The 26,985-nt window shown below is 72.3% G+C and carries 21 protein-coding genes; 10 read left to right on the forward strand and 11 right to left on the reverse strand.

Translation table 11 applies throughout. The features are described 5' to 3' along the window. Positions 1-33: 33 nt before the first annotated feature. Together ACIOMQ_RS23020 and ACIOMQ_RS23025 are read right to left on the reverse strand one after the other, a co-directional pair. Positions 34-1,347, reverse strand: coding sequence for a M14 family metallocarboxypeptidase (locus tag ACIOMQ_RS23020; protein ID WP_402190106.1), 1,314 nt, complete (start codon positions 1,345-1,347; stop codon positions 34-36). After that, entirely contained in the window at positions 1,344-3,338 is a 1,995-nt protein-coding gene (locus tag ACIOMQ_RS23025; protein ID WP_402190109.1) for a Xaa-Pro dipeptidyl-peptidase, read from the reverse strand. The genes ACIOMQ_RS23020 and ACIOMQ_RS23025 overlap by 4 nt, the downstream gene beginning before the upstream one ends. Before the next feature lie 199 nt (positions 3,339-3,537). On the opposite strand from ACIOMQ_RS23025, the gene ACIOMQ_RS23030 reads away from it, so the two are divergent. Continuing rightward, positions 3,538-5,031, forward strand: a complete 1,494-nt coding sequence (locus ACIOMQ_RS23030; RefSeq protein WP_362196162.1) for a M1 family metallopeptidase — start codon at positions 3,538-3,540, stop codon at positions 5,029-5,031. 163 nt (positions 5,032-5,194) lie between these two features. Next, on the forward strand, positions 5,195-6,250 hold the full coding sequence (locus ACIOMQ_RS23035; RefSeq protein WP_362196165.1) for a LacI family DNA-binding transcriptional regulator: 1,056 nt from the start codon (positions 5,195-5,197) through the stop codon (positions 6,248-6,250). On the opposite strand, the gene ACIOMQ_RS23040 is transcribed toward ACIOMQ_RS23035, so the two are convergent. Next, positions 6,213-7,130 carry an oxygenase MpaB family protein gene (locus ACIOMQ_RS23040; RefSeq protein ID WP_401265516.1) on the reverse strand — a complete coding sequence of 306 codons (918 nt, stop codon included), beginning with the start codon at positions 7,128-7,130 and terminating at the stop codon, positions 6,213-6,215. The genes ACIOMQ_RS23035 and ACIOMQ_RS23040 overlap by 38 nt on opposite strands. Positions 7,131-7,418: 288 nt before the next feature. Here ACIOMQ_RS23040 and ACIOMQ_RS23045 point away from each other — a divergent pair, with 288 nt between their 5' ends. Further along, positions 7,419-8,336 (forward strand): oxygenase MpaB family protein, encoded by a 918-nt coding sequence (locus ACIOMQ_RS23045; RefSeq protein ID WP_362196171.1) that lies wholly within the window; start codon positions 7,419-7,421, stop codon positions 8,334-8,336. Between the two features lie 67 nt (positions 8,337-8,403). Next, the gene (locus tag ACIOMQ_RS23050; RefSeq protein WP_402190112.1) at positions 8,404-8,853 is read left to right on the forward strand and encodes a hypothetical protein; all 450 of its coding nucleotides are present in this window, start codon (positions 8,404-8,406) and stop codon (positions 8,851-8,853) included. Between the two features lie 286 nt (positions 8,854-9,139). Here ACIOMQ_RS23050 and ACIOMQ_RS23055 read toward each other — a convergent pair whose 3' ends face one another. After that, positions 9,140-9,772: a TetR/AcrR family transcriptional regulator gene (locus ACIOMQ_RS23055; protein WP_362196177.1), complete on the reverse strand. Its 633-nt coding sequence runs from the start codon at positions 9,770-9,772 to the stop codon at positions 9,140-9,142. A 372-nt stretch (positions 9,773-10,144) separates the two neighbouring features. On the opposite strand from ACIOMQ_RS23055, the gene ACIOMQ_RS23060 reads away from it, so the two are divergent. The 4 genes from ACIOMQ_RS23060 (at position 10,145) to ACIOMQ_RS23075 (ending at position 15,499) form a co-directional block, all read left to right on the forward strand. Further along, the gene (locus tag ACIOMQ_RS23060; RefSeq protein ID WP_362196180.1) at positions 10,145-10,303 is read left to right on the forward strand and encodes a hypothetical protein; all 159 of its coding nucleotides are present in this window, start codon (positions 10,145-10,147) and stop codon (positions 10,301-10,303) included. Between the two features lie 74 nt (positions 10,304-10,377). Then, positions 10,378-12,840 carry a DUF4135 domain-containing protein gene (locus tag ACIOMQ_RS23065; protein ID WP_402190114.1) on the forward strand — a complete coding sequence of 821 codons (2,463 nt, stop codon included), beginning with the start codon at positions 10,378-10,380 and terminating at the stop codon, positions 12,838-12,840. Next, on the forward strand, positions 12,837-14,156 hold the full coding sequence (locus tag ACIOMQ_RS23070; RefSeq protein WP_402190115.1) for a hypothetical protein: 1,320 nt from the start codon (positions 12,837-12,839) through the stop codon (positions 14,154-14,156). The genes ACIOMQ_RS23065 and ACIOMQ_RS23070 overlap by 4 nt, the downstream gene beginning before the upstream one ends. Then, on the forward strand, positions 14,153-15,499 hold the full coding sequence (locus ACIOMQ_RS23075) for a JmjC domain-containing protein (protein WP_402190117.1): 1,347 nt from the start codon (positions 14,153-14,155) through the stop codon (positions 15,497-15,499). The genes ACIOMQ_RS23070 and ACIOMQ_RS23075 overlap by 4 nt, the downstream gene beginning before the upstream one ends. 114 nt (positions 15,500-15,613) lie before the next feature. Here ACIOMQ_RS23075 and ACIOMQ_RS23080 read toward each other — a convergent pair whose 3' ends face one another. Then, positions 15,614-16,090 carry a macro domain-containing protein gene (locus tag ACIOMQ_RS23080; protein ID WP_401265533.1) on the reverse strand — a complete coding sequence of 159 codons (477 nt, stop codon included), beginning with the start codon at positions 16,088-16,090 and terminating at the stop codon, positions 15,614-15,616. Positions 16,091-16,386: 296 nt separating this feature from the next. Between ACIOMQ_RS23080 and ACIOMQ_RS23085 the strand changes: the two genes are divergently transcribed. Continuing rightward, entirely contained in the window at positions 16,387-17,118 is a 732-nt protein-coding gene (locus ACIOMQ_RS23085) for a MerR family transcriptional regulator (protein WP_362196195.1), read from the forward strand. Between the two features lie 21 nt (positions 17,119-17,139). Here ACIOMQ_RS23085 and ACIOMQ_RS23090 read toward each other — a convergent pair whose 3' ends face one another. From ACIOMQ_RS23090 to ACIOMQ_RS23105, 4 genes are all read right to left on the reverse strand, one after another. Next, positions 17,140-19,311, reverse strand: a complete 2,172-nt coding sequence (locus ACIOMQ_RS23090) for a 3-hydroxyacyl-CoA dehydrogenase NAD-binding domain-containing protein (RefSeq protein WP_402190119.1) — start codon at positions 19,309-19,311, stop codon at positions 17,140-17,142. 239 nt (positions 19,312-19,550) lie between these two features. After that, on the reverse strand, positions 19,551-20,765 hold the full coding sequence (locus ACIOMQ_RS23095; RefSeq protein ID WP_362196201.1) for an acetyl-CoA C-acetyltransferase: 1,215 nt from the start codon (positions 20,763-20,765) through the stop codon (positions 19,551-19,553). Between the two features lie 36 nt (positions 20,766-20,801). Further along, on the reverse strand, positions 20,802-21,944 hold the full coding sequence (locus ACIOMQ_RS23100) for an acyl-CoA dehydrogenase family protein (RefSeq protein ID WP_402190122.1): 1,143 nt from the start codon (positions 21,942-21,944) through the stop codon (positions 20,802-20,804). A gap of 162 nt (positions 21,945-22,106) precedes the next feature. Further along, entirely contained in the window at positions 22,107-23,249 is a 1,143-nt protein-coding gene (locus ACIOMQ_RS23105) for a CaiB/BaiF CoA transferase family protein (protein WP_401756422.1), read from the reverse strand. A 204-nt stretch (positions 23,250-23,453) separates the two neighbouring features. Between ACIOMQ_RS23105 and ACIOMQ_RS23110 the strand changes: the two genes are divergently transcribed. Further along, positions 23,454-24,644 (forward strand): saccharopine dehydrogenase family protein, encoded by a 1,191-nt coding sequence (locus tag ACIOMQ_RS23110; RefSeq protein ID WP_402190126.1) that lies wholly within the window; start codon positions 23,454-23,456, stop codon positions 24,642-24,644. Positions 24,645-24,867: 223 nt separating this feature from the next. Here the strand turns inward: ACIOMQ_RS23110 and ACIOMQ_RS23115 are convergent, their stop codons facing one another. Beyond that, positions 24,868-25,893: a peptidoglycan-binding protein gene (locus ACIOMQ_RS23115; protein WP_402190129.1), complete on the reverse strand. Its 1,026-nt coding sequence runs from the start codon at positions 25,891-25,893 to the stop codon at positions 24,868-24,870. A gap of 234 nt (positions 25,894-26,127) precedes the next feature. After that, positions 26,128-26,940: a glycoside hydrolase family 25 protein gene (locus ACIOMQ_RS23120; RefSeq protein WP_401987601.1), complete on the reverse strand. Its 813-nt coding sequence runs from the start codon at positions 26,938-26,940 to the stop codon at positions 26,128-26,130. Between the last annotated feature and the right edge of the window lie 45 nt (positions 26,941-26,985).

Consider the following 26,985-nt stretch of genomic DNA (forward strand, 5'->3'; position numbering starts at 1 on the left):
GGCAGTACCACACGCGGTGCTCATCTCACGGGATCAACAAGCGGTATCGGCTTGCCCGTTTGTGAGGTGATATGTCGCACGCCCGTCCAGGAGGAGGGGAATCAGATTGCGGGCCGACTGCCGCAGCGGTACGTACGCTCCGTCACCGTCGCGCCGGGAGGCGACGCCGTGCAGGGCCAGTTCGTCCTTGACGTCGTCGAACTGGGCCCCGGTGAGCCGGTATCCGCACGGCGGGTCCTGGAGTACGCGACCGGCCTCGGGCGCCTCGTTGTCGGCGCCGCCGAGACGGACGGGGCCGCGGTCGTCGAATCCCGCGGCGCGGGATGCGGCGGTGGCGGCCCCGATCCGGCCGCGGTGTTCGTCGGTGAAGGTGAACAGACCGTCGAGTGCGGCGAGTTGGGAGTGGACGCGGCGTCGGCTGTTGAGCGCCGGGTCGGCCTTCTCGGCGTCGGTGAGCGCGTCGACGCGGGATTCGATGAGCAGGCCGACGGCATGCTTGATGCCCGAGGTGTTGCGCAGGATGCGTTCCTGCCCGTCGCCGGCGGTCTGCTTGATCGGATCGCCGGTGACGGGGTCGGTCCAGATGCCGTAGAGGCCGCTGCTGTAACCGGCCTTTTCTGCGGCGGGCCGCACATAGCTCTCGGCGAGGGTCCGCGATTCGCCGTGCACCCGGTCGGAGACGTTGAGGTTGCGGGGCCACAGGACGAAGAGGTCCTTGTCGTAGTAGGGCGGGGTGGCCCCGTACTCGTGCAGGTCGTAGATCACATCGGGTTTCCGGTCACGGATGACCGCCGCCATGGCGCGGGCCTCGGCGGTCTGCAGCGCGATGTGGTCGCGGTTGATGTCCACGCCGTCGGAGTTGCCCCGGGTATCGGCGGCGCGCCCGTCGGGGTTGGCGGTGGGCACGACGAGGACACGGGTACGGGAGAGGAAGGCGCGGGTAGCCCGGTCGCGGGCGGAGGCCAGATCGCGAATGGTCGTCAGGCACGCTTCGCGGCCGGACGGTTCGTCGCCGTGCTGACTGCATATCAGCAGCATCGTGTCGGCGGCGGGGCGGTGGCTGCCGATCCGGACGAGCTGGAGCGGACGCCCCTGCTTCGTCGTGCCGATCCGGTCGACGGAGACCCGGTCGCTGCCCCGGTCGACGGCGGCCAGGAAGGACTGCTCCTCCGCCTGGCCGGTCCAGCGGGCCCCCTCGCTGATCTCGAAGCCGGTACGGGGCTGGGGCCGGGTGTGCGCGGCCTCGGCGGGCGCGGTGACCAGCGGGACGGCCAGGACGGCCGCCGCTGCCGACAGGGCGAGATTGCGGCGGACGGGCCCGCGTGCGGTCCGTGTGCGGGGTGTCATGAGCGGCTGCCTCCCGGGATGCGAAGAGCGGGACGCGGCGGCGTCACGCCCTCGGAGTGGACGGCGCGGGGAGTGGCTGTCGCGGGTGCGGAACCCGCAGTGGCTCGTACGAAGGCTCCGGCACCGCCGGTGAACGGCAGCTTCGCGGACGTACGGGCCAGGTCGAGGGTGAGCGTCGGCGTGGAGTCCGGCGGGTCGATGAGGTCCCGGTCGGTGCCGGCGACGATCAGGGCGAGCCGGTGTCCGGCCGGGACGACATGGTCGGTGGCCGCCAGCTGGATGGTGAGCGTGTAGGCCCTGCCGGGGGTGAGGGGGCGGCCCTTTCCGGCGGAGGCGTACGTGCCGAGGTCGGCCCAGCCGCGGCTGAGGACGGTCCGGTCGACCGCGGCCGTTGCGGCCCGGGTCTCCTTGAAGCAGGAGCTGTCCCCCGCCGTGCTCGCGCCCCAGCAGGTGCGGTCGGTGAGGGTGGTGATGCCTTCGCCGGGCGAGCCGTAGTCGCGGATGGTGTCGGGGCCGATGTCCACGAGGACCGCGGAGAGATGGGCGGTCGACGTGGTCGGGGTGGCGGTGACGGTCACCGTGGACGATCCGGAGAGCCGCAGGTCCCGGGTGAGCGGCGCGGTGCGGAATCCGGTCTTGGCGCCCGTGGTCCGGTCCAGGTCGGCGGCCCACCGCGTCTCGCCCTGCGACGGATCGTCGGTGAACGTCTCGGTGGAGCCGGGGCGGGCGGGCCGCAGGCCGAGGGTGCCGACGCCGGGCGCGCTGCCGGGGCCGGGGCGCACGGTGGTCGTGTGCGTGGTGCGGGGCGGCCAGACCCTGTCGGTGGACCACTGGCCGGGGTGGCGTTCGATGTCGGCCATCGGTTCGCGGTCGATGCCGTTGTCGTAACCGAGGAGGTAGTGGTCGAACCAGCGGTGCAGCGTGTCGACCCACTCGGCGCGCCGGTAGTCGAACGGGTCGACGTGCCCGGTCTGCGAGAGCCAGATCTTCCGCTCCACGCCCCGGTCCGCGAGGGCGTCCCACCACTGGCCGAGGTGCTTGGTGCGGACGTTGAGGTCCTGCATGCCGTGTACGGCGAAGACGCTGGCCCGCACCTTGCCGGCGTCCTTCACGTAGTCCCGCTCGCTCCACGGCTTCGTCCAGTCGCCGGTGCGCGGCGCCCCGTCGGCGAGTTGCCGCTGGACGGCGGCGCAGCGGTCGCGCGCCTCGGGGCTCTCCACGTAGTCGGAGAGCCCGTCGGGGCCGCCGTCGTAGAGGGGCGCGCCCTGGGCGAAGTAGTAGTCGTACCAGGAGGAGATGGCGCCGATCGGCACGATGGTCCGCAGCCCGTCCACGCCGGTCGCCGCGACGCCGTTGGCAACGGTGCCGTCGTAGCTCTTGCCGATCATTCCGGTGCGGCCGTTGGACCAGCCGGCTGTGGCGCGCTCGGCGCCGGTGCGGGTGGTGTAGCCGCGGGCGCGGCCGTTCAGCCAGTCGATGACGGCCTTGGCGGACTGCACGTCGGAGCGTCCGCCGACGTCGACACAGCCGTCGGAGCGATTGGTTCCGGCCAGATCGACGGCGACGAAGGCGTAGCCGCGCGGCACGAAGTAGTTGTCGTAGTACAGGGGGAACTGGACCGGCCGGCCGTCGGCGTCGTACGTCTTGAGCTGGCTCTCGTTGCCGCGGCCGCAGCAGGAGTAGTACGGGCTGGCGTCCATGATCACGGGGACCTTCCGGCCCCGCAGGGCGGGTTCGCGCGGCCTGACGATGTCGACGGCGACGCGATCGCTCCTGCCGTTCCCGTCGCCGTCCAGCCCGGTGTCGACCCAGACGGATTCGCGGACGGCGTTCTCGTACGAGTGGACGGGCCGGCTCTCCGGGGGCCCGCTCTTCAGAGGGCTCGCGCCCTGTGCGCCCGCCGGTGGGAGCAGGACGGCCATCAGGGCGGCGACGGCCGCCACCATCAGCGATCTGTACGTCAAGCGGGTGCCCCGCGCACGTGTCGGCATGGGCGGAAGGTACCCCGGCCAACTCCTGTGCGACAGGGGGCGATCACCGAAGCGCGTGCCGCACCGAGGCCGCGTGCCATGTCGGCCGAATGGCGATCGTGTGACGGATGCGGCCATGTACACGACCAACGCGGCAGTCGCCGAATAGTCTCGGCATGACGGTTCGAAAGATCATTCGCCCCGACGACTTGGAGCATTCGTGCACCGCAGACTCATCGTCCCGAGCGCACTCGCGGCCTCCCTGCTGCTGGCGATCCCGGCCTCGGCCGCCGAAGGCACCGCGGGCGCCCCGGGCATCGGCGATCCCTACTACCCGGCCAGCGGCAACGGCGGCTACGACGTCTCCCACTACGACCTGCGGCTGAAGTACCAGCCCGCGACCGATCTGCTGGAGGGCACGGCGACGATCCTCGCCACGACCACCCAGGAACTCTCCCGCTTCGACCTCGACTTCGGGCTGGACGTCTCCGAGGTGCGGGTGAACGGCAAGAAGGCGGGTTTCGCCAGGAGCGGCGAGCAGGAGCTGGAGATCACCCCGTCGGCGCCGCTGGCGAAGGGCCGGGACGTCTCGGTGGTCGTGCGGTACGCCGGGAAGCCGTCCGAGGTGGAGATCAACGGCTGGACCTCCTGGGTCCGCACCCCGGACGGCGCCGTGGCCGCGCAGGAGCCGGAGTCGGCCGCGTGGTGGTTCCCCAGCAACGACCACCCGCTGGACAAGGCGACGTACGACATCTCGGTGTCCGTGCCGGACGGCACCCAGGCGATCAGCAACGGCACGCTCCAGTCCCAGAGTTCGAAGCTCGGCTGGACCCGCTACAACTGGCGCTCCGCGAAGCCGCAGGCGACGTATCTGACGACGTTGGCGATCGGCCGGTTCGACATCACCACGGACACCACGTCGGACGGGCTGCCGGTCGTCAACGCGTACAGCAAGGACCTCGGTGCCAACAGCGGTGCGGCACGCGCCAGCATCGAGCGGACCACCGAGGTCGCCGAGTGGCTGACGGAGGTCTTCGGGCCGTACCCCTTCGACGCGCTCGGCGGCTACTCCCCCAACGTGAAGAGCTCGTTCGCGCTGGAGACCCAGACCAGGCCCTTCTACAGCCCGAAGCAGTTCGCGAACGGTGCGAACGTCTCCGTCGTCGTCCATGAGCTGGCACATCAGTGGTACGGCGACAGCGTGTCCCTCAAGGGCTGGAAGGACATCTGGATCAATGAGGGCTTCGCCCGCTACAGCCAGTGGCTGTGGTCGGAGAAGGAGGGCGAGGGCACCGCACAGGAGCTGGCTGACTACACGTACGCCCAGCATCCGGCGGACGACGCCTTCTGGACGGTGAAGCCCGGCGACCCCGGCCCGGACAACCAGTTCGACGCGGCCGTCTACGACCGGGGGGCGCTGGCGCTCCAGGCGCTGCGCAACGAGTTGGGCGACGAGACGTTCTTCGCGCTGCTGAAGGGCTGGCCGGCCGAGCACGCCTACGGGAACGCGAGCGTGGGGGACTTCGTGGCGTACGCGGAGCGGGTCTCGGGCAAGCCGCTCGCCGGCTTCTTCGACACCTGGCTGTACAAGCCGACGCGGCCCGAGGCCCCGGCGGCGGCCGGGGCGCGCTCGCTGCGCGCGCCCGCGCACCCGGCGCGGCCCGCGTCATGGAAGCAGATCGCGGCGACGAACACGATCCACGACCACCGCTGACGGGCCGGCGGATCGGTTCCGGGCTCCGTCGCCCCCCCCTCTCGCCGGTGGGGCGGCGGCGCCCGGCGGACGGCCGGGGGCGCCGGTTACGCTGATGGCGTCGGTGCCGTCCGGCCGACCCCGGCCGTTCCAGGCCCGGTCCCGCGCGTACGAGGAGCGTCCCTTGCCCGGTCCGACCCCCGGTCCCCCTGGAGATGCCCGGCCCACGCTGGAGGCCGTGGCGGCCCTCGCCGGGGTCTCACGGGCGACGGCCTCCCGGGTGGTGAACGGCGGGGCGGGGGTGCGGCAGCCGCTCGTGGAACAGGTGCGCAAGGCGGTCGACGAGCTCGGCTACGTGCCGAACCACGCCGCCCGGACCCTGGTCACCCGGCGCAACGGCGCGGTCGCCGTGATCATCGACGAGCCGGAGTTCCGGATCTTCTCCGATCCGTTCTTCTCTCAGCAGATCCGCGGCATCAGCCGTGAACTGAACGTGTACGACGCCCAGTTGGTGTTGCTCCTGGTGGAGGGCAGCGGGGACTTCGACCGGGTCGCCCGCTATCTGGCCGGTGGCCATGTGGACGGTGCGCTGGCCTTCTCGCTGCACACGGACGACGAACTCCCCGCGATCATCCGGCGGTTCCGGGTACCCACGGTCTACGGCGGCCGCCCCGGCCGGCCGGGCGCGGCGTCCGAACTGGCCGTCCCGTACGTCGACTGCGACAACCGGGGCGGCGCGGCCGAGGCCGTACGCCATCTCGTCTCCCTCGGCCGGCGGAGGATCGCGCACATCGCCGGGCCACGCGACCAGACGTCGGCACTCGACCGGATCGACGGCTATCGCGATGTGCTGCCCGATGCCGATCCGGCACTGCTCGTGGAAGGCGATTTCACCGTCGAGGGCGGAGCACGGGCCATGACCCGGCTCCTCGATCGGCACCCGGCCCCCGACGCGGTCTTCGCCGCGAACGACCTGATGGCCTCGGGCGCCCTGCGGGTGCTGCGCGAGCGCGGTCACCGGGTGCCGGAGGAGGTGGCCCTGGTCGGTTTCGACGACATGGTGTCGATAGCCGAGGCCACCGATCCCCCGCTGACGACGGTCCGTCAGGACGTGGCGGGCATGGGGCGGTTGATGGTGCGGATGCTGATGCGGCGGCTGAACGGCGAGCTCACGGACGAGGGCGGCGGACTCGAATCGGTGATCACGCCGACGCAGCTGGTGCGCCGGGCCTCCGCCTGAGCCCCCCGGCGCCCCGGGCGGCCTCGCGATGCGCCGCCCGCGCCCTGCGCGCGTACGGCAGGTAGCGCAGCCGCTCGGGGAGCACGGGTACGACGCACCGCACCACCGCGCAGAACCGCCGCAGCTTCCGCTCCTGCGCGCCGGTCCACTCCAGCCCGATCGCCTCCCGGGCCTCCGGCGGCATCAGCCCGATGGTCACGAAGCGGCGGAACCGGGCCAGCGGCGGAAGGAGCAGCGGCCACAGCGCCTTCAGCAGCAGCCGCACCGGCAGCGGTCCGCGGTCCGGCGGCGGCACGGGGCGGTCGGTGGCGATCAGGTCCTCGACGACGACGGTCGCCTCGATCTCGTCGGCGAGCACCTTGCGGAAGTACGGCCAGAACTCCTCGATCGTCTGCGGCATGTCCCGGTCGCGGATGCCGAGCACCCGGCCGACCTGGAGCCATTCCCGGTAGAGGGCCCGTTCCTGCGCGTCGGAGAGCGGCCGCACGAGATAGCGCGCGGCGTGCTGGTAGACGGGGAAGCCCGTGGCGTGCACCCACGCATAGTTCGCGGGCGACAGCGCATGGTAGCGGCGCCCCCGGGTGTCGGTGCCCTGGATGGTGCGGTGCAGCTCGCGGAGCCGGCGCCCCTCCTCGGCGGCCGCGTCACCCCCGTACACCCAGAGCTGGAGCGAGCGCAGGGACCTCTCTCCGCGCCCCCACGGGTCCGTACGGAAGACGGAGTGCTCGTCGACGCCCGCGCCGACCGCCGGGTGGGCGACCTGGAGAGTGAGGGCGGCGGGCAGCATCAGCAGGGCCCGGATGTCGCCGGAGAGGCTCCAGAGCACACCGCCGGGCGGCGGCGGTACGGGGATGCCGCCTCTGACTGCTTCGGTACTCATGCGGTGCTCCCGGCGGTCGGCGGGGCGTGCGGCTCGGTGCCCGACCCTTCTGTGATCCAGTATGCGATCGCTTCCGCTCCGGCGCGTACGGGCCCCCTCGGCGCCTCCGCCGCACATGCGCGTCGACAGTGTTGACGCGACCGATGAAACAAGTAGAAGGTATTTGTATCTTTGACTCTTCGCATGCGACGGTCCGTCAGAACTCCTGCCGACAGCGGGAGTCGGCCAACCGGAAGAGGCAGGAGAGCGGGTCCGCACGGAGTCGGTACACGGACAGGAGGGCGCACCATGGGCCGATACAGCCGCCTGCGCGAGATCCGCCGGATGGATCCCGCGCGCGATTACGCCGAGATCCTCCGGCTGATCTCGCAGTACGAGTTCCCCTGGGACTACCGGCAGGGCGTGAGCGTGGCGTTCCTCCGCGACTACGGCGTTCCCCGGATCTCGGTGCTCCTCGACCGTACTCAGGAGTTCGAGCGGTCCGGGCAGAAGCGGTACGACGACACGGTGCTGTTCGGGTACGAGATGGCCGCGGACGGCTTCGACTCGGAGCGCGGCCGGGCCGCGGCGCGTCATCTCAATCGGATCCATGGAAAGTACCGGATCCCGAACGAGGACTTCCGCTATGTCCTCGCCACCACGGTCGTGGGCCCGAAGCGCTGGATCGACCGGTACGGCTGGCGCCCGCTGTGCGCGCAGGAGGTCCAGGCACTGGCGGAGGCCGGCCGCAAGATGGCCGCGATGATGGACATCGAGGGGGCCCCTGAGACGTACGAGGGGTTCGAGCGGCTCCTCGACTCCTACGAGGAGCGGATGTTCGCGTACGACCCGGCCAACCGGCGGGTCGCGAACGCCACGTTCCGGATCATGGCGAGCTGGTATCCGCGGCCGCTGCGCCCCCTCGTGGCGCGGTTCTCGCTCGCCCTGCTGGACGAGCCGCTGCTCCTGGCGCTTGGCTTCCGGCGGCAACCACGCTGGGCGCGGTCGTCGGCCGCGGGAGCGCTGCGGTTGCGGGCGCGTTGCGTGCGGTGGCTGCCGGCCCGGCCGGACTGGCTGCCCTCGCGCCCGCAGCCCCGTTCGTACCCCTTCGGCTGGCGGCTCGACGACCTCGGCCCGCAATGGGCGCGCAGCCGTCCTCTGGAGCCCCTGCCCGACGAGGCGGGGCCGGTGGACCGTGCGGAGGTCCGGCCGCCGACGGACGCGTGAAGCCGCAATGGGTGCCCCGGAGCGCCCGTGCTCCACTGGTGCCCCGCCCCTCACCGGAGGTCCGCCCGTGGCCCGTCTCCAGCTCCGTACGGGCGTCCACCCCGACGAGCAGGACGTGCCCGTCATGACGCTCGTCGTCGACCCCGGCGGACCGCCCGGCGAGCGTGCCGTCGCGCGGCTCGGCGACTACTGCATGGAGGGCGACGGAGTCTTCTGCCTGCTGGGGACCGACGGCTGGGGCGAGCACACCCTCGACGACGACCGCCTGGTCATCGACATCGCCGTGTACCCGTTCGCGCTGGGACAGGTCGGTGCGGACGCCGCGGCGTTCCCCGGCCGCTCGGCGGTCGACCCGGAGGCGGCGCTGGTGCTTCACGCGAAGACCGCGGTGGGCCCGGAGCTGTACGCGCGGGCGGCACCCGCGACCGCGGTGTTCACCGCGGGCCCGGACCGCCCGCTGGACGACGTGCTCGCCGACGGCCGGCCGATGCTGCTCGGGCTCCCGCCCGAGCGGTGAACCGGCCGCCGGGTCCGGCTCCATGCCCCGCGTCCGCTCCCTGCCGTACCGGCCGGCGTCGGAATCGCGCGTGAACCCGCTGGTCGCACGGCCGTCGGCCGGGTACTCCCGCTCGACGCGACCGGAGACCCCGTCCTCGCCGGGCACCCGGCCCGGCCCGGCACGGCACGATCCCGGGAGCCGGCCGCGTGCCCCGGCCCTCGTCCTGCGTCCTGCCGACTGGGTCACGCGGGGACGGAGCAGCATGTGATCGGCCGGTCCCGGTCGTGCCCCGGAACGGACGGCCCTACCCCGCGGCGAGCAACGGCACCAGGTACCGGCGGGCGAACGCCCGCACCTGGGCGTCGTCGTCCAGTCGGAAGCAGCTGACGGGGTTGAGGAGGAAGGAGACCGTGATCCGCACCATGAGTTCGGCGACGGGTGCCGGATCGCTGTCCGGCCGTCCCTCCGCACGCCGGGCGTGCCGCAGCCGGTCGGCCAGGTACTCACGGATGGCGAGGAAGGCGGGCCCGCTCTCCAGGGTCAGGAAGGGCAGCATGGTCTCGGGCTCCAGCCTCAGCAGGCCGCCGATGAGCGGGTGTTCGCGGATGTGCCGGAGGACGGCGGCGAATCCCTCGACGAGCCGGTCCTCCGTCGTGGGCAGGGCGGCCACCGCGTCGTCCACCTCCACGACGAAGCGCCGGTACTCGCGCAGCAGGCAGGCGGAGACCAGGCTGTCCTTGTTGCCGATGCGCCGGTACACGGTGACCCGCGAGACCCTGGCGCGCTTGGCGACGTCGTCGACGGTCGAACGGCGCAGCCCGAAGGTCATGAACTGCTCACGCGCGGCGTCGAGGATCTGCTCGCTCAGCGCGTCGGAGGGCGGTGTCTCACCGAGCGCCCGGGCCAGCAGTGTCTCGTCCGTGCTCCGTGCCGCCATGGGCCCTCCCCGTTCCGCCGGTACCACCCCACCATAGAAGTCGATCCGGGAACCGTGTCCGGCCGGGCGCCCGCCGTGCGGGACTCCGGTGCACGCCACGGGCTGGGCACCCACCGGAGTCCGGTGCGCGCCCCGCTCCGCGGTGCGATGCGGGCCGGGGCTACTCGCAGGTCCCGGCGAAGGTCTCGCGGGTCACCACATCGGTGGCCGCGGCGGTCGTGTCGAGCCACGCGACGCGCCGGCCGTCACCGAGGGGGCCCGGGGGTCTGCGAGAGATCCGGCAGAGACCCCGACGACCTCTATCGCGGATCGCCAACCCTTCCTAGTATTGCGCGAGTTGATCGACCACACGTTTCCCACAGGAGGCCCGTCGTGAAGCACAGCATGTCCACCAACACCCTGCACGTACTGTCCGAGAACCTGGACAACGAAGCGGAACTCGACCTGGTCATCGGCGAGCTGGAGCAGGAGATTCCGGCCCGCGCCTCTTCCGAGACCAGCACCTGCGTCAGGGTCTACTGTTCGCTCTGACCATTCGGCGCGAGGCGTCGTCCGGTCCGCCGGCGGAGTCTCGCGCCGCTCGCCCCCCGGAGAACAAACGCCGTATGACGAACGTGCTCTGGCAGGCCGAACCCGCGGCCGCGACACCGGACTCCGCCCGGCAGCTCCCGCCCGCGGCCCGAGAAGTCGTGGACGCGGTCCGCTCCGGCACGGCGGGCGGCCTGTTCCCGCCGATCCTGCGGAACACTCCGGAAGGGGTCCTGGCCCCCGCCCGGCCGCTCGCCGGGGACAGCGACGCCCGGCTGATCGCCCAGGCCCTCACCCAGCCGCGCTTCACTCCGCTGCTCGCGCTCCTCACCGACCTGGACACGTGGTGCCGTGCCGCCCGGCGCCGCCACCGCTCCCACGTCGCACCGGACGTCCTCACGGTCGGCAACGCCGAGCTTTTCGGGCCCCTGATCACCGAAGTCTTCACCGGCTGCGCCGCGGCACCCGGCGCACGACCGGCCGCCGGCCCCTGCGGCGACAGCGGGTCCACCGGTACCGCAGACGGTGAGCGGGACGGCCGCGAGCGGCGCTGGGAGCGGCGCGGCCGCCAGTACCTGGACTTCCTCGACCTCTTCCTGCGACGACTCCGCCGCGACCTGCGCTCCTCGTGGTTCGACGACGCGTCCCTGCACCCGCCCCTGGCGGGACTGCGGGCGCACGGCGCCGAGAGTCACAACGGCGGCCAACGGGTGCTGCGCCTGCGGATGGCCGGGGGCGGATGTGTGGCGTACAAGCCACGGCCGGCCGGCGGTGAGGCACTGTTTCTCGCCGAAGGCACCCCCGGCACACCGCGATCGGTCTTCGGGCTCCTCAACTCCCTGCCACCGGCCTCGGGGCCGGTGCAGCTGCCGGTCCTGCACCATCGCAGCGGACGTGGCCACGACCGGCACTCCTATTCCTGGCAGGAGTGGATCGAGCCTCCCGCGCAGTGGGGCACCCTTCGCCGTTCGCCCCGGCTCCGGCTGCTCGGCACCCGGCTCGGCCCGCGGGAGGCCGCGCGGTTCTGGCACCGAGCCGGTTCCCTCGCCGCCGCCTGCTTCGGCTTCGGGATCGCGGACCTCGGCGAGGGCAATCTGCTGGCGGGCACCCGGCCGGGCGCGACCGCCGCGCTCCTCTACCCCGTCGACCTGGAGATCTTCCTCTCGCCCGTGCGGCGGCTCCACGACACCGGACTGATCGCGGATCCGGACGGCACCGGCCACCATCACCCGGGCATGGAGGACTCCGCCCGCTGGTGCACCGTGGACGGCCCGGCGGCGTATTTCACGTCCGGCGGCGAGGGCGGACTGGAGCTGCGTCCCCGGCGCACGCCCTGCGCCCGGTCCGACACCCGCAACGTCGTCGCCGAGACCACCGGCCGCACCGGATACGGGCCGCATCTCCCGGCCTTCCTGCGGGGCATGTTCGACGCCTGGACCTTGATGTGCCGGAACCGGCGGCGTCTGAACGAAGTCATCGCCGACGGCGCCGGGCAGCGGTTCGTCCGCGTACTGCCGCACCCGACAGCGGTGTACACCGACGCACTCGACGGCGAACTGCTGACCGGAACGCGCGGTCATGACGGATTCACACCGGCCGAGCGCGAGCAGTTGGAACGCGGCGACGTCCCGTACTTCTTCCGGACCCAGGCCGGTGGCCCACCGCTGTCGATGGAACCGCCGCCGCGGGTGGCCGGCTTCGCCACCGTTCCGGATCCGGGTCCGGGTCCGGCGGCGGCGGCCGACGGGACACCGGCGGCTCTCCCCCCGGAGACCGTGCGGCTGGACCTCGCCGGTCTCGGCGTGGCCCTGCGCGATGCCGTGGAGTACGTCTTCGGCCAACTGGGCCCCGGCGATTTCGACGACTCCGCGAGGGGGACCCGGATCCGGCTGACCAGTGCCTGTGAGGGCCGGGTCGCCTTCGACTGGCGCCAGACCGGCCGCCGCATCACGTACAGCTGGGACCGCACGACCGTGCGGCTGCGGATCGATCCTCTGCGCGTGGCGGCCCGCAACCCGGCGATCAGGAACCGGCTGCTGCGGCTGGACCGGGTGGACGCCGTACTGCGCGAGCGGTGGACGGCCGGCGAATTCACCGACGCCGGGACCGAGGAGCGGCTGCGGAAGATCACCGGCACCGCGATGGCCTGGCTGACGGATGTGATCCGCGAGCACGGCTGGCCGGGGCACGCGCTGGTGGGCGAGCGCGCCGCCGAGGCCGCCTGCCGGCTCGTACAGCACGCCGAGGGCCCCGCCGACCTGCTGCGCGAGTGTCTGGCCCGGATGGAACAGGCAGCCGCCGAGGGTGACATCCCCTGGCGTCACGTGGCATACACCACCGACGCGATCCGGCTGGGCGAAGGAAGCCCGCAACTGTACGGAACCAAATTCCGGCGAGGGGCGGGGGGACTCGAACCCTGCCCGATCGAAGACCCCGGGGCGGTGGACGAGCGCCGGCGCCGGCTGGGGATGGAGCCGCTGGCCCGCTACGCCGTCCGGCTGCGCCGCCGCTTCCCGGTACCCGTCCCGGAGGATGTATGAACACGACCGTCTGGGACCGCCTCGCCGCGCACCACCGGGAGGGTTCCCCCGCACGACTGCGGGTCTGGGACGAGGAGACGGGCGAACCCCCCTTCGACAACCGGCTCGTGTACCGGACGATGGCCGCCGCCGCGGCGCCGTTCCGGGCCGGCACGCGCTTCCGGGCCCTGCCCGATGTCCGCTTCCTGGTCGAGGACGGCTGGATCGGGGCGCCCGGTGACCTGCTGCCCGGCCCGGAGGATTCGAGTGCCCAGGAGTACGACCGGCGGCTGGACGCCCGGCTGCCGGACCGGGGCCGGCTGCTCTCCGTGGAGCAGCCGTTGCTGCTGGACTTCGGCCTCTGGTCCCGGACCCGCGATCTGATCGCCCCGTTGTGGCAGCGGATCGGCTGTCCGGTTCTGCCGGTGGTCACCGAACTGCTGGCGGGGGGCGGGATCACCGTACCCGCCGACCCGGCTGTCGAGGCCACCCACGCGACGCTCTCCTTCGTGCTGGACGGTGGCCTCACCGCACGTCTGCGAGCGGCCGGCGCGGGCGACGGCGACGTGCGCACCTTCCGCGCGACAGCCGGCGACGTGGTCTACCGCCCGGCCGGTTGCCGCGACGACGTCGGCTATCGGCCGCGCACCCTGGTCCTGCGGCTGCGGATCCCGGTCGACCCCCGGTTGCTGCACCGGGCCGTGGAGGACGTGGTGTCGGGCCTGCTGCAGGAGCGCCGGTACGGAGCGGACGACGCCGTGCCGTATCTGCCGTGTCCGCCTCCCGGGCGCCGGAGGGACGCCGCGGCGGACGTGCGACCGCTGGCGACCACCGCGGCGGCGCTGGGTGAGGAGTGCGCGGGCCCGCGGCTGGAGCGGGTGCTGCGCATTCTCTGGGCTCGACGGGCCAGCGCCGGCGCGCTCGAACCCGTACCGCCGCCGCGGCAGGGTCCGCCTCCCGAGGCGGGCCTGCGGGTGCGGGTCACCGCCCAGGTACTGCGGATGCCGGACGGCGACGGCTGGGTGTGGGCCGTCAACGGCCATGCCTTCGCCGTGCGCGGGCAGTTGGGAGAGCTCCTGCTGGAGCGGCTGCGGGAGGACGCCGCCGGCGCACCGACCGTCGACGAGCTGTGCGGGCGGCTGCCGGTGTCCGCGCACGCCGGGGTCCTCGCGCTGGTGCGGAAGCTGCACGCTCTGCGCGCCGTCGAGCTGACGGACGCACCGGCGGACGGTCCGCCGAAGGAGCGGGAGGACGCGGTGGAGCGGCCGTCCGCCGTGGGCGAGCCGGCATCGGCGGTCGGCGGATCGCCGCAGCCGGAAAAGGAGCGGACACCATGACCGAGCCGTTGACCGTGGTGAACGGCGGCTTCGACTGGCCGGCCTTCACCGAGCAGCACTGGGACCGGAACCCTGTCCTGTACCGGTCGGTGGCCCCGTCCCCCTTCACCGAACCCGACGTGTTCGCGGCGGCGGCCGCCGCCTGCCGGACCGGCGGCGATCCGGCGGCCGCGCCGCCGCCGAACGCGGGCTTCACCGTCGAAAGGGTGCAGCGGACCCGCCCGGGACCGCTGCTGCCACGGCCGGCCGACGGCTCCTTCGACGGCTACCAGGGACGGCTGTCCACGGAGTTGGCCGGACGCCGCCACGCCCTCGTCATCAGCGGCTTCCACGCCTTCGGCTTCTCCCTGTGGGCGCGGGAACGGGAGTTCTTCGCAGGGCTGTGGGAGAGAGTCGGACTGCCGCTCACCGGGGCGATCACCACGCTTTTCCACGGCACGTACGAGCACAGCCCGGTCGGCGTCCACAAGGACCGCTTCGCCACCTTCATGTTCGGGCTCAAGGGCCGCAAGCGGATGCGTTTCTGGCGGCACCGCCCCTGGCAGGAGCCGGTGTCCACGGTGCTGGACTACGCCCGCTACCGGGGCAGTTCCTTCGAGGCCGAGGTCGGTCCCGGTGACCTGCTGTACTGGCCGTCGGGCTACTACCACGTCGGGGAGAGCGCCGGCTCCGCGCCCGCCACCAGCGTGAACGTCGGAGTGCCGCGCGAGGAGCACCGGGCCGGATACGAACTGGAAGACCTGCTGGTCGATCTCGACCCGGCGGGGCTGACCGGCCGCCCGAGCCGCGGCAGCCGCCTGGCGCCCGTCGACGCACCGGTGCTCGCCCCGCCCCTCGGCCCGGACGGGCTGCTGTCCCCCGTGCTCCCCGAGGGGCTGCGGCGTTCGGCGGACGCCTTCCGGCAGTTCGGTGACCCGCGCCTGGTCGGGGACCGTGTCACCACCGTCTCGCTGCGCCGCTGGACGGCCGGCGGCTTCGAACCGGTGCCCGGCCCGGCAGGCCCGCGCCGGCTGGCGGACGGCGCGGTGGTCGAGGCCGATCCGAGGTACCCCGTCCGGTGGGCCCCGCTCGGGACCGCGGACACCGCGGGCACGATCTGTGCCGCCAACGGTCACGACGTGGCGACCGCCGCGGGCCCCTGCGACCTGCTCCGGCTGCTGGATCCGCTCCTGTCCGGGAAACCGGTCGCCGTGGCCGATCTGCTGGCGGGCTTCCGGCCGACGGGAACGGACGGGCCCGCGGACGCCGTGCGGCTGCCCGCCGACCGGGAGGGCATGCGGCGGTTGCTGGAGAAGCTGGAGAGCTTCCGCGGCCTGACGCGTGTGACCGGCCACGGGGGGTGACGGCACACCGTCTCCCCCATGGACGGCGCCTCCCCCAGGGACGGCGTCTCCCCCATGGACGGCGCCTGCCCCGTGAGCGAGCGGTCAGCGGTGAAGCGATCGGCGGGCAGCCCCCTACTCGTAGTCGTACACCGTCACCGCTGTCCCCCGGCTCAGCAGCCGCTTCTCTATGAGCGGCTCGATCCTCGACCATGTGCCGCCCGCCAGCCCGCAGCCGATCCGCGGCATATGGACCGAAGCCCCCAGCTCGGCGGCCCGGTCGGCCACGGCCCCCAGGGCGGTGTCGATCGCCTCGTAGCGCACCGGAACCCCCTTGCTGCCCGTGCGTATCCCCCGCTGGCCCACCATGTTCGCCACCCAGAGGTACGGGCTCACCTGGACGAACTGCGCAGCGCCCAGGGCGAAGTCGTTGCTCGCGCGCTTCCGGTGCCAGTTGCGGTAGGCCGCCTCCGGCTCGGGCCAGCGGCGCGAGACGGCCAGGACGAAGCCCTTGCCCCAGCCGCCCAGGTCGTTGCAGACATGCGCGATCAGCTTGACGCCCTTGCCCTGGGGGGCGGTCGCGTCTCCCCGTACGTACGTGATCCCTGTCATGGCACCAGCGTAGGAGCCACCACTGACAACGGCGGCCGGCCCCGGTCGGTCCCGGCCGCCGTCCTCCCCGTACAACGGGACGGCCAGGGCGAGTTGCCCGGGTTCCGCGGGGAGTCGGGAGCGTGGTCACGACCGCCTCCTGTCGCGATCGGCCGGACCGTGCGGGTCCGTTCCGCGGGGGGACCCCGCCGGATCCTGCCGGACACTTTCACAACAGTGGTGAGACAGCAATACTGTTGCACCTGATCGGTGCAGGCGCGGCAGTTCGCCGCCGGGCCGGAACGCGAGGAGCAGACATGGCGACCGGGACCGAGGACCCGACGCTCACCGTCGACGAGCTGGCGGCGCGCGCCGGGGTGACCGTGCGCACCGTGCGTTTCTACAGCACCCGGGGCCTGCTGCCGCCGCCGGTGATCGGGGCGCGCCGCGTCGGGCACTACGGGCACGAGCATCTCTCCCGGCTCGCGCTCATCGAGGAACTTCAGCATCAGGGCATGACGCTGGCCGCGATCGAACGCTATCTGGAGCAGCTGCCGCCGGATCTGAGCGCGCACGACCTGGCGATCCACCGGGCGCTGGTGGCGTCCTGGGCACCGGACTCGGCGGAGGACGCGACACGGGCGGAGCTGGAGCGGCGTGCGGGCCGGGCGCTGACCGAGCAGGACATGGCGCGGCTGGCCGCGATGGGCGTGCTGGAGCGCGCGGAGCCGGTCGACGGCTGGTACCGGGTGGATCCGGGGCTGCTGCGGCTCGGGGTCGAACTGCTCGGCGTACCCATCGCGCACGAGACGATTCTGGCCGCGCGCACGGTTCTGCTGGAGCACTCCCGGTCCGCGGCGCAGGAGCTGACCCGGCTGTTCCGGGACGAGGTGTGGAGTCCTTACCGGGAGCGGGAGTCGGATCCGGAGCACGTGGCGGCCATGAAGTCGCTGTCGGCCCATATGCAGCCGATGGTGCTGCAGGCACTGGTGACCGCCTTCCAGCGGTCGTTGAAGGAGGAGTTGCGGGCCGCGTTCACGGCGGAGTGAGCGCGGCCCGCGGGGTGGGCGTCAGTCGTGGAAGGTCTCGCCCTTCTCGGCCTTCTCCACGAGCAGGGCGGGCGGCAGGAAACGGTCGCCGTAGCGCTCGGCGAGCTCCCGGGCGCGGGCGACGAAGCCGGGCAGGCCGCCCTCGTAGCCGTTGATGTACTGGAGCACGCCGCCGGTCCAAGGCGGGAAGCCGATGCCCATGACGGAGCCGATGTTGGCGTCGGCGACGGAGCCGAGGACGTTCTCCTCCAGGCAGCGGACGCTGTCCAGCGCCTCGGAGAACAGCATCCGCTCCTTCATGTCGATGAAGGGGATGTCGGTGCCGGGCTTCGCGAAGTGCTCGCGCAGGCCCGGCCAGAGACGGGTGCGCCTGCCGGCTTCGTCGTACTCGTAGAAGCCTGCGCCGCCGCTGCGTCCCGGGCGGCCGAACTCGTCGACCATCCGGTCGATGACTGTGTCGGCCGGGTGTCCGGCCCAGGTGCCGCCGGCCTCCTCGACGGCCCGCCTGGTCTCGTTGCGGATCTTGCGGGGGAGGGTGAGGGTCAGCTCGTCCATCAGGGAGAGCACCTTGGCCGGGTAGCCGGACTGCGCCGCGGCCTGTTCGACCGAGGCGGGCTCGGCGCCCTCGCCCACCATGGCGACGCCCTCGTTGATGAACCGGCCGATGACGCGCGAGGTGAAGAAGCCGCGGGAGTCGTTGACGACGATCGGGGTCTTCCTGATCCGGCGGACCAGGTCGAAGGCGCGGGCCAGGGCCTCGTCGCCGGTCTGCTCGCCCTTGATGATCTCGACCAGCGGCATCTTGTCCACGGGCGAGAAGAAGTGCAGCCCGATGAAGTCTGCGGGGCGCGAGACGCCCTCGGCGAGGACGGTGATGGGCAGGGTCGAGGTGTTGGAGCAGAGCAGGGCGTCCGGCTCGATGATGTCCTGGATCTCCTGGAACACCTTGTGCTTGAGCGCGGTGTCCTCGAAGACCGCCTCGATGACGGCATCGCAGCCCGCCAGATCGGCCGGGTCGCCGGTCGGGGTGATGCGGGCCAGCAGTTCGTCGCGCGCCGCCTCGGTGGTGCGGCCCCGGGAGAGCGCCTTGCCGAGGAGGTTCTCGCTGTACGCCTTGCCCTTGGCGGCGGCCTCCGCGGAGATGTCCTTGAGGACCACGTCGATGCCCGCGCGGGCGCAGGAGTACGCGATGCCCGCGCCCATCATCCCGGCGCCGAGGACGGCGACCTTGCGGACCTGGCGCTCCTCGATGCCCTTGGGGCGGCTCGCACCGGAGTTGACCGCCTGGAGGTCGAAGAAGAACGCCTGGATCATGTTCTTCGCGACCTGGCCGGTGACCAGTTCGGTGAAGTAGCGGGCCTCGATGGTCAGCGCGGTCTCGAAGTCGACCTGCGAGCCCTCGACGGCGGCGGCCAGGATGTTGCGCGGCGCAGGCATCGGGGCGCCCGCGATCTGCTTCTTCAGATTGGCCGGGAAGGCGGGCAGATTGGCGGCGAACTTCGGATGGGCCGGAGTGCCGCCGGGGATCTTGTATCCCTTGACGTCCCAGGGCTGCCGGGACTCGGGGTTCGCGTCGATGAAGGCGCGGGCCTTTTCGAGCATCTCCTCCCGGGTGGCGGCGACCTCGTGGACGAGGCCGTTCTCCTGGGCGCGCACGGGGGTGTACTGGGTGCCCTGGAGGAGGACCTTCAGCAGCGCGTCGGCGATGCCCATGAGGCGTACGGTGCGGGTGACGCCGCCGCCCGCGGGCAGCAGGCCGAGGGTGACCTCGGGCAGGCCGATCCGGGACCCGGGCGCGTCGAGGGCGACGCGATGGTGGGCGGCGAGGGCGATCTCGTAACCGCCGCCGAGCGCCGCGCCGTTGATGGCGGCGACCACGGGGATGCCGAGGGTCTCGATGCGGCGCAGCGAGTTCTTGATGGCGGTGCCGGTGTCGAAGGCCTGCTGGGCGTTCTCGGGACCGACCTTGATCATGTCCTTGAGGTCGCCGCCCGCGAAGAAGGTCTTCTTCGCGGAGGTGTAGATGATGCCGCGGACGGAGTCCTTCTCGGCCTCGGCACGGTCGGCGACGGCCGCGATGGATTCCTTGAAGGCCTGGTTCATCGTGTTGGCGGACTGGTCGGGGTCGTCGAGTACGAGGGTGACGACGCCGGTCTCGTCCTGTTCCCAGCGGATGGTCGTGCTCTCGGTCATTGCTCTTCTTCTCCGTAAGTGAGGGGCCGGCGGTGGGTGGCGTGGGTGAAGGAGCGGGGCCGGGGTGCGTGGATCGCAACGCGGAGGACCGATCCATGGCGAATGGGGCCTCCCTCTGCTCAAGCGAAGCCGAGAGCTCGGGGAACATGGTGAGGGACGACAACGCCGCGAGGCGCGTGCCCCGGCCCCGCGACGCCACGCCACCCGCCGCCGGCCCCTCCCGGTTGGCCGGCGGACGGTCAGAGACGCTCGATGACGGTGGCGATGCCCATGCCGCCGCCGACGCAGAGGGTGGCGAGGCCGTACCGCTTGTCCTGGCGTTCCAGTTCGTCGATGAGCGTGCCGAGGATCATCGCTCCGGTGGCGCCGAGCGGGTGGCCGAGCGCGATGGCGCCGCCGTTGACATTGATCTTGTCGAGGGAGAGCCCCATGTCCCTGGCGAAGCGCAGCACGACTCCGGCGAACGCCTCGTTGATCTCGACGAGGTCGATGTCGTCGATGGTCAGCCCGGCCTTGGCGAGGGCCTTGCGGGTGGCGGGCGCGGGGCCGGTCAGCATGATGGTGGGTTCGGAGCCGGAGACGGCGGCGGAGACGATCCGGGCGCGCGGCGTGAGTCCGTACCTCTCGCCGATCTCCTGGTTGCCGATCGCGACGAGCGCGGCGCCGTCGACGATTCCGGAGGAGTTGCCCGCGTGGTGGACGTGGTCGATCTTCTCGACCCAGTGGTACTTCTGCAGCGCCACCGCGTCGAAGCCGCCCATCTCGCCGATCGCGGCGAAGGACGGCTTGAGGGCGGCGAGCGTGTCGGCGGTGGTGCCGGGCCGCAGGTGCTCGTCGTGGTCGAGGACGACGAGGCCGTTGCGGTCCTTGACCGGGACGACGGAACGCGCGAAGCGGCCGTCCTTCCACGCTTCGGCCGCGCGCTCCTGGGAGAGTGCGGCGAACTCGTCGACATCGCGGCGGGAGAAGCCCTCGATGGTGGCGATGAGGTCGGCGCCGATGCCCTGCGGGGCGAAGCCGGTGTCGAAGTTGGTCATCGGGTCCATCGCCCAGGCGCCGCCGTCGGAGCCCATCGGGACGCGGGACATCGACTCGACGCCGCCCGCGAGGACGAGGTCCTCCCAGCCCGAACGGACCTTGGCGGCGGCCAGGTTGACGGCTTCCAGGCCCGAGGCGCAGAAGCGGTTCTCCTGGACGCCCGCGACGGAGTCCGGGAGGCCGGCCGCGATGGCGGCGATCCGGGCGATGTCGGAGCCCTGGTCGCCGAGCGGGCTGACCACGCCGAGGACGATGTCGTCGACGGCTGCCGGGTCCAGGCCGGGGAAGCGCCTGCGGATTTCGTGGATGAGGCCGACGACTAGGTCGATCGGCTTGGTGCCGTGCAGGGCGCCATTGGCCTTGCCGCGGCCGCGCGGGGTGCGGATCGCGTCGTAGACAAACGCTTCGGTACTCAAGTCAGCAGCCTTTCGAGGGTGGTTGTGCGACAGGGGTCAGGCGAGCAGCGAGCGGCCGATGATCTCCTTCATGATCTCGGTCGTGCCGCCGTAGATGGTCTGGATACGACCGTCGGTGAATGCCTTGGCCACCGGGTATTCCGCCATGTAGCCGTATCCGCCGTGGAGTTGGAGGCAGCGGTCGGCGACGCGCTTCTGTAGTTCGGTGGCCCACCACTTGGCCATCGAGGCGTGTACGGCGTCGGTCTTCCCGTCGCAGTGGTCGGCGATGCAGCGGTCGATGAAGGTGCGGGTGACGGTGCACTCGGTGGCCATCTCCGCGATCTCGAACCGGATGTGCTGGAGCTTGGAGAGCGGACGCCCGAAGGCCTCGCGCTCCTTGACGTAACCCGTGGTGATCTCCAGCAGATGTTCGGCGGCGGCGATGCCGGCGACCGCTATGCCCAGGCGTTCCTGCGCGAGGTTGGTCATCAGATGGATGAAGGCGCCGTCCCGCTCGCCGAGCAGGTTCCCCTTCGGGACGCGGACGTCGTCGAAGAACAGCTCGGCGGTGTCCTGGGACTTCTGCCCGATCTTGTCGAGGTTGCGGCCCCGCCCGAAGCCCTCCGCGCCGCGTTCGACGACGATCAGCGAGAGCCCCTTGGCGCCGCCCTCCGGGGTGGTCCTGGCGACCACGACCACCAGGTCGGCGAGGATGCCGTTGGAGATGAACGTCTTGGAGCCGTTGAGCAGCCAGTGGTCGCCCCTGTCCTCGGCGGTGGTGCGGATGCCCTGGAGGTCGGAGCCGGCGCCGGGTTCGGTCATGGCGATGGCGGTGATGGTCTCGCCACTGCAGAAGCCGGGCAGCCAGCGCCGCTTCTGCTCCTCGGTGCCGAGGCCGGTGAGGTAGGGGCCGATGACGTCGTTGTGCAGCCCGATGGCCAGCCCGGGGGCACCGGCCCGGGTGAACTCCTCGGCGAGGACGGCGCTGTAGCGGTAGTCGGTGGTACCGCCGCCCCCGTACTCCTCGGGTACGGCGAGGCCGAGCAGCCCCTGCCGGCCCGCGGCGAGCCACGCCTCGCGGGAGACGATGCCGTCCTTCTCCCACTGCTCGTAGTTCGGGACGACCTCCTTGGTGAGGAAGGTGCGGACGGTCTCTCGGAACGTGTCGTGCTCTGCTGTGAAGATCTGCCGCTGCACTGCGGGGCCTCCTGGAACCGGTTCTTGGCGTCGGGTCCCTCGCCGGTCCGGGCGGCGAGGACGGGGGTGCGGGAGTTCACGTCGGGGCCGGTCGCACGGTCGCGGCCCGGCCGCACGCCGCACGCGGGTCACCCGCGCGGCCCGGCGGCGGGAAGAGTCCCCTCAGTCGGCGGGGTCCTTCCCGGGCCCCGCGATGCCGGGAACGCCCCAGTCGGCGGCGACGGCCTCGGTGTCCGCGCCGGGCCGCGCCGGCCCGCTGCGTACGGAGACGGGGGTGGCGGAGAAGCGGGGTGCGGGGGCCGGCTGGGTGAGTCCGCCGTGCTCGACGAAGGTGGCGCGGGCGGCGATGTGCGGATGGCGGGGCGCCTCACGGAGCGAGAGAACAGGGGCGACGCAGGCGTCCGTGCCCTCGAACACCTCGGTCCATTCCGCGCGCGTACGGGTCCTGAACCGGTCGGCGACGAGCGAGCGCAGCTCCTCCCAGCGGGCGATGTCCCCCCGGTCCGGTGCTTCGTCCTCGATACCGAGGAGGGTGCTGAATTCGTCGTAGAACCGCTGCTCCAGCGGGCCGACCGCCATGTACTGGCCGTCGGCGGTCTCGTACGAGCCGTAGAACGGGCAGCCGCCGTCCAGGAGGTTGGAGCCGCGCCGGTCCTGCCAGCCGCCTGCCGCCAGCATTCCGTGGATCATCGTGGCGAGATGGGCGGCGCCGTCGACGATCGCCGCGTCCACGACCTGGCCCCGGCCGCCGGGGGTGCGGGCGTGCTGAAGGGCGGCGAGGACACCGACGACGAGGTAGAGCGAGCCGCCCGCGTAGTCGCCGACCAGATTGGCCGGGACGGTGGGCGGCTCCCCCGGCCTGCCGATCATGGAGAGGGTGCCGGTGAGGGCGATGTAGGCGATGTCGTGGCCGGCTCGTTCGGCGAGCGGTCCGTCCTGGCCCCAGCCGGTCATCCGTCCGTAGACGAGCCGCGGATTGCGGGCCAGCGCGGCCTCGGGGCCGACGCCCAGGCGTTCGGCGACTCCCGGCCGGTAGCCCTCGATCAGGATGTCGGCGCGTTCGGCCAGATCGAGCACCTTGGCGGCCCCGTCCGCGGCCTTGAGGTCGATGAGCACGGAGCGTTTGTTGCGGTTGGTGAGGTCGTACGCGGGGTCGATGCCGAGCCCCGAGCCTCCGGGCCGGTCGACCCTGACGACGTCGGCGCCGAGATCCGCGAGGAGCATCGCGGCGAAGGGACCGGGTCCGATGCCTGCCAGTTCGACCACGCGCACGCCTGCCAGCGGGCCGTGCTCCGTCGTTGCCATCAAGCCCCCAGCGGTATGACACAACTGATGTAACATCGATGATGTTAAGAATGCGCCGCGCTCCGCACAACCCCTTTGGCCGAGCAAGCGCTTAGTTCCTTCTCCGGGATCCTCCCCCACGAGTGCCGCCCAGCCGCACACCGCCACGAACCCCTCCGCTACCCTCTGCCTGCTGCATCGCCACCGGCCCCTGTGGAGGCACTCGTGAACAGGCAGAATCGGGCGCAACGCCCCTATGACGTCGCCCTCTTCGGTGCCACCGGCTTCGCGGGCGCCCTCACCGCCGAATATCTCGCCGCCCGCGCACCGGCCGGCTGCCGCTGGGCCGTGGCCGGACGCAACCGGGCCAAACTGGAACAGCTGCGCGAACGCCTCACCGCGATCGAACCGCGCTGCGCGGATCTCCCGCTGCTGCATGCCGATGCCGACGACGCGCACTCGCTGCGCGAACTCGCCGAATCCACCCACGTGGTGGCCACGACGGTGGGCCCCTACGTCTGGTACGGCGAGCGGCTGGTCGCGGCGTGCGCCGAGGCCGGGACGGACTACGCGGACCTCACCGGCGAGGCGGAGTTCGTGGACCGGATGTATCTGGCGCACGACGCGCGGGCCCGCGAGACCGGGGCGCGGCTCGTACACGCCTGCGGTTTCGACTCCGTGCCGCACGACCTCGGGGTGTACTTCACCGTCCGGCAGCTGCCGCAGGACGTGCCCCTGCGCATCGACGGGTTCGTCCGCGGCAACGCCGTCTTCTCCGGCGGTACGTTCGCCTCCGCGCTCATCGCGATGGGCCGCGGCCCTCACCTGCTGCGCGCCGCGCGGGAACGCCGCCTGCACGTGCCCCGGCTGGTCGCCCGCCGCGCCCGCGCCCGGCCCGGCGCCCCGCACTTCAGTACGGAGACCGGCACCTGGGCGCTGCCGCTGCCGACACTGGACCCGCAGGTCGTCGAGCGCTCGGCCCAGGTCCTTGCCCGGTACGGGCCCGACTTCCGCTACCGGCACTTCGCCTCGGTGCGGCATCTGCCCGTGGCGCTGGGGGGCACGGCCGCCATCGGCGCCCTCCTCGGTGCCGCGCAGATACCGGCGGCACGGTCCTGGCTGATGAACCGGTACGAGCCGGGCGAGGGCCCGGACGCGGAACGCCGGCGGCGCAGCTGGTTCACCGTGCGGTTCGTCGGCGAGGGCGGCGGGCGGCGGGTCTTCACCGAGGTCTCGGGCGGCGACCCCGGCTACGACGAAACGGCGAAGATGCTGGCCGAGTCCGCGCTCTGCCTCGCCCTGGACGAGCTGCCGTCCACATCGGGGCAGGTCACCACGGCCGTCGCGATGGGGGACGCGCTCCTGGAGCGGCTGCGCGCGGCGGGGCTGCGCTTCCGGGTCGCGGCGACTCGCTGAGCGAGCCGGCGACTCGCCGAGCGGACCGGCGTCGGTCGGTACGGGCAGGACGGGCAGGACGGGCGGCACGGACGGAACGGACAGCCGACGGTCCGAGCACGCCCGAGCGGGCTGCCGTACGGGCGGGAGCCATGGTCGCGGCCGACACCACGGGATCGGCATGGCAGTGTCCGGCCACCCGGGTGGGGCGGCCGGACACCTGTCCTTCTCCCGCGGGCCGGGGTCAGCGGGACCAGCCGCAGTGCACGTGCCTGCTGTGTCCGGCACTGCCCGGACCGAGGACCTCCGGCGCGCCGAGCTTCTTGCAGGCCGCCATGAGCTGCTGGTGCGGGGCGCCGCTGCCGACGTGGCGGCCGTTGACGTACGTGATGTCGAAGGCGATTCCGGCGTAGTGGCGGGAGTTGCCGCTGTGGTCGCCGCCGACGATCTCGGAGACGGAGAGCCGGAAGCCGTACTGGGTGCTCAGCTTCAGCAGGCCGTTCAGCGTCCGGGGGTCGAGGGCGACCCGCCGGTTGGGCCGGTCGCCCCACGGACTGGTGAGCGCTCCCTTTCCGTTCGCCGTGTCGACGATGTTCTGACGCGCCGTCGACCCGGCGTGCTTGCCGCCCGGGTGGACGGTGGCCAGGGTGATCTGCTTCCGGGCCAGGATCTGCTTGGCCAGGGCCGCCCGGTCGGTGCCGCCGGACGGCGCGGCGTTGAGCAGGGCCTCCCACGTCCGGGCGCCGACGACGCCGTCGGCCGCGAGGCCCGCGGACTTCTGGAACGCCTTCACCCGGGCGGCCACGGCTGCGGTGAAGGACCCGTCGACGGCCACCGCCTGCCCCCGTGCCTTCAACAGGGTCTGCGCGGCCTTCACGGCCGGGCCCTTCGCGCCGCTGCGCAAGGTGGTGACGAGCTCCGCCCAGGTCCCGGCCCCGACGACGCCGTCCACGGCGAGGTGCCGGGCCTTCTGAAAGGCCTTCACCGCGGCCGTCGTGGCCGGGCCGAAGGTTCCGTCGACCGTCAGCGACTGCCCGCGGGAGTTCAACAGGTACTGGAGCGCGGTGACCTCGGCGCCCCTGCTGCCCGCCTTGAGGGCAGGCCAGCCGGCGGCGGACCGGCCCGGGCGTTCGGCGGCGGCCGGGGCCGTCGTCGGGAGTTCGCCCGCGGCGGCGAGGGCGGCCGCCGGGCCGGTCAGTGCGGCGATGGCGGCGACACCGGCGACGAGCCGGGCTGCGGTGCGGCGGGTCCGGGCGGGAGATGCGTACATGGGTGACTCCTCGGTATGAGTGGCGGTGATCATTCGGTGGGACATCGGGGCGGCGGCTTCACTCATGAGCCCTGTGCGCCTCGTGAGGTCCATGACGTTCCTGGCGTCGGTGAGGTCTGGAAGGCCCCTGACGTCCGTGAGATCTGGGAGTCCCGGGAGGCCTCTGGCGTCCGTGAGATCCGTGAGGTCCGTGGGGGGCGGCGCTCTTGCCGGCCGGTCGGCGCCGGGCTGCCCTCACGGCCGGGCCCCGCCCCTCACCATGGCCCGCAGCTCGGCCTGGCTGCCGCGGAAGACGTTGCGGTCCACCGGTCCCGTGATCCCGGGGTCGGTCCCCGTCCTCGTGTACTGCCAGAAGGTCCAGGAACGCCCGGCGCCGGGCACCTGCTGGGGTTCGTTCGCGTGGCTGCCGTATCGGGCGAGCCACAGCGGATATCCGGCGAACACTCCGCCCTTGCCGCCCAGGCACTCCTTCACGAAGGACGCCCGGGTGTAGACGATCGGGGTGACATCGAAGGCCTTCCGCACCTCACGAAGGAAGATCCGCAGCTGGTCGGAGCGCAGTTCCTTCGGGCAGACCTCCGTGCCTCCCGCGGGAAGCTTCTCCACATCGAGCACCGGTGGCAGCTCGCCCGCCAGATTCCCCTGGTAGCCGGCCGCTCGGGCCGTCGCGACGAAATGCCGTGCCTGCGCCGCCCCGTCGTCCGCGGTCCGGGGGCGGAAGAAGTGGTACGGGGCGCGGAGCAAGGAGGTCTCGGCAGCGGCGGCGTAGTCACGGGCGAACCAGCCGTCCTTGCGGGAGACCCCTTCCGTGGCCTTGAGGAAGGCGAAGCTGTTCGAGGCGGCCACACGGCTCCAGTCGATCGCCGTCCCCTGCTGCTCCCCCTTCGCCTCGTGGTTGTAATGGCTGGTGTCCACACCGCTGACCCCGTACGACGAGGGCGGCGCGGCCTCGACGGTCGGAGCGATCAGCCCCAGCGCGACCAGGGCTGCTCCCACAACGGTGCCGGTCAGGGCCACGCGCACTCGTACGGGTGATGTCTGAGGCATATTCAGGTCCCCTTGTTCCATGGGCGAGAAAGCCGCGGGCGTCCC

This window comes from Streptomyces sp. NPDC087845 (genome assembly GCF_044742755.1).
Taxonomy (GTDB): domain Bacteria; phylum Actinomycetota; class Actinomycetes; order Streptomycetales; family Streptomycetaceae; genus Streptomyces.

Coding starts and splice junctions, on each gene's coding strand:
- ACIOMQ_RS23020 (WP_402190106.1), bottom strand. CDS start 1,347: ATGACACCCCGCACACGGACCGCACGCGGGCCCGTCCGCCGCAATCTC.
- ACIOMQ_RS23025 (WP_402190109.1), bottom strand. CDS start 3,338: ATGCCGACACGTGCGCGGGGCACCCGCTTGACGTACAGATCGCTGATG.
- ACIOMQ_RS23040 (WP_401265516.1), bottom strand. CDS start 7,130: ATGAGTACCGAAGCAGTCAGAGGCGGCATCCCCGTACCGCCGCCGCCC.
- ACIOMQ_RS23045 (WP_362196171.1), top strand. CDS start 7,419: ATGGGCCGATACAGCCGCCTGCGCGAGATCCGCCGGATGGATCCCGCG.
- ACIOMQ_RS23055 (WP_362196177.1), bottom strand. CDS start 9,772: ATGGCGGCACGGAGCACGGACGAGACACTGCTGGCCCGGGCGCTCGGT.
- ACIOMQ_RS23065 (WP_402190114.1), top strand. CDS start 10,378: ATGACGAACGTGCTCTGGCAGGCCGAACCCGCGGCCGCGACACCGGAC.
- ACIOMQ_RS23070 (WP_402190115.1), top strand. CDS start 12,837: ATGAACACGACCGTCTGGGACCGCCTCGCCGCGCACCACCGGGAGGGT.
- ACIOMQ_RS23075 (WP_402190117.1), top strand. CDS start 14,153: ATGACCGAGCCGTTGACCGTGGTGAACGGCGGCTTCGACTGGCCGGCC.
- ACIOMQ_RS23080 (WP_401265533.1), bottom strand. CDS start 16,090: ATGACAGGGATCACGTACGTACGGGGAGACGCGACCGCCCCCCAGGGC.
- ACIOMQ_RS23085 (WP_362196195.1), top strand. CDS start 16,387: ATGGCGACCGGGACCGAGGACCCGACGCTCACCGTCGACGAGCTGGCG.
- ACIOMQ_RS23090 (WP_402190119.1), bottom strand. CDS start 19,311: ATGACCGAGAGCACGACCATCCGCTGGGAACAGGACGAGACCGGCGTC.
- ACIOMQ_RS23105 (WP_401756422.1), bottom strand. CDS start 23,249: ATGGCAACGACGGAGCACGGCCCGCTGGCAGGCGTGCGCGTGGTCGAA.
- ACIOMQ_RS23115 (WP_402190129.1), bottom strand. CDS start 25,893: ATGTACGCATCTCCCGCCCGGACCCGCCGCACCGCAGCCCGGCTCGTC.
- ACIOMQ_RS23120 (WP_401987601.1), bottom strand. CDS start 26,940: ATGCCTCAGACATCACCCGTACGAGTGCGCGTGGCCCTGACCGGCACC.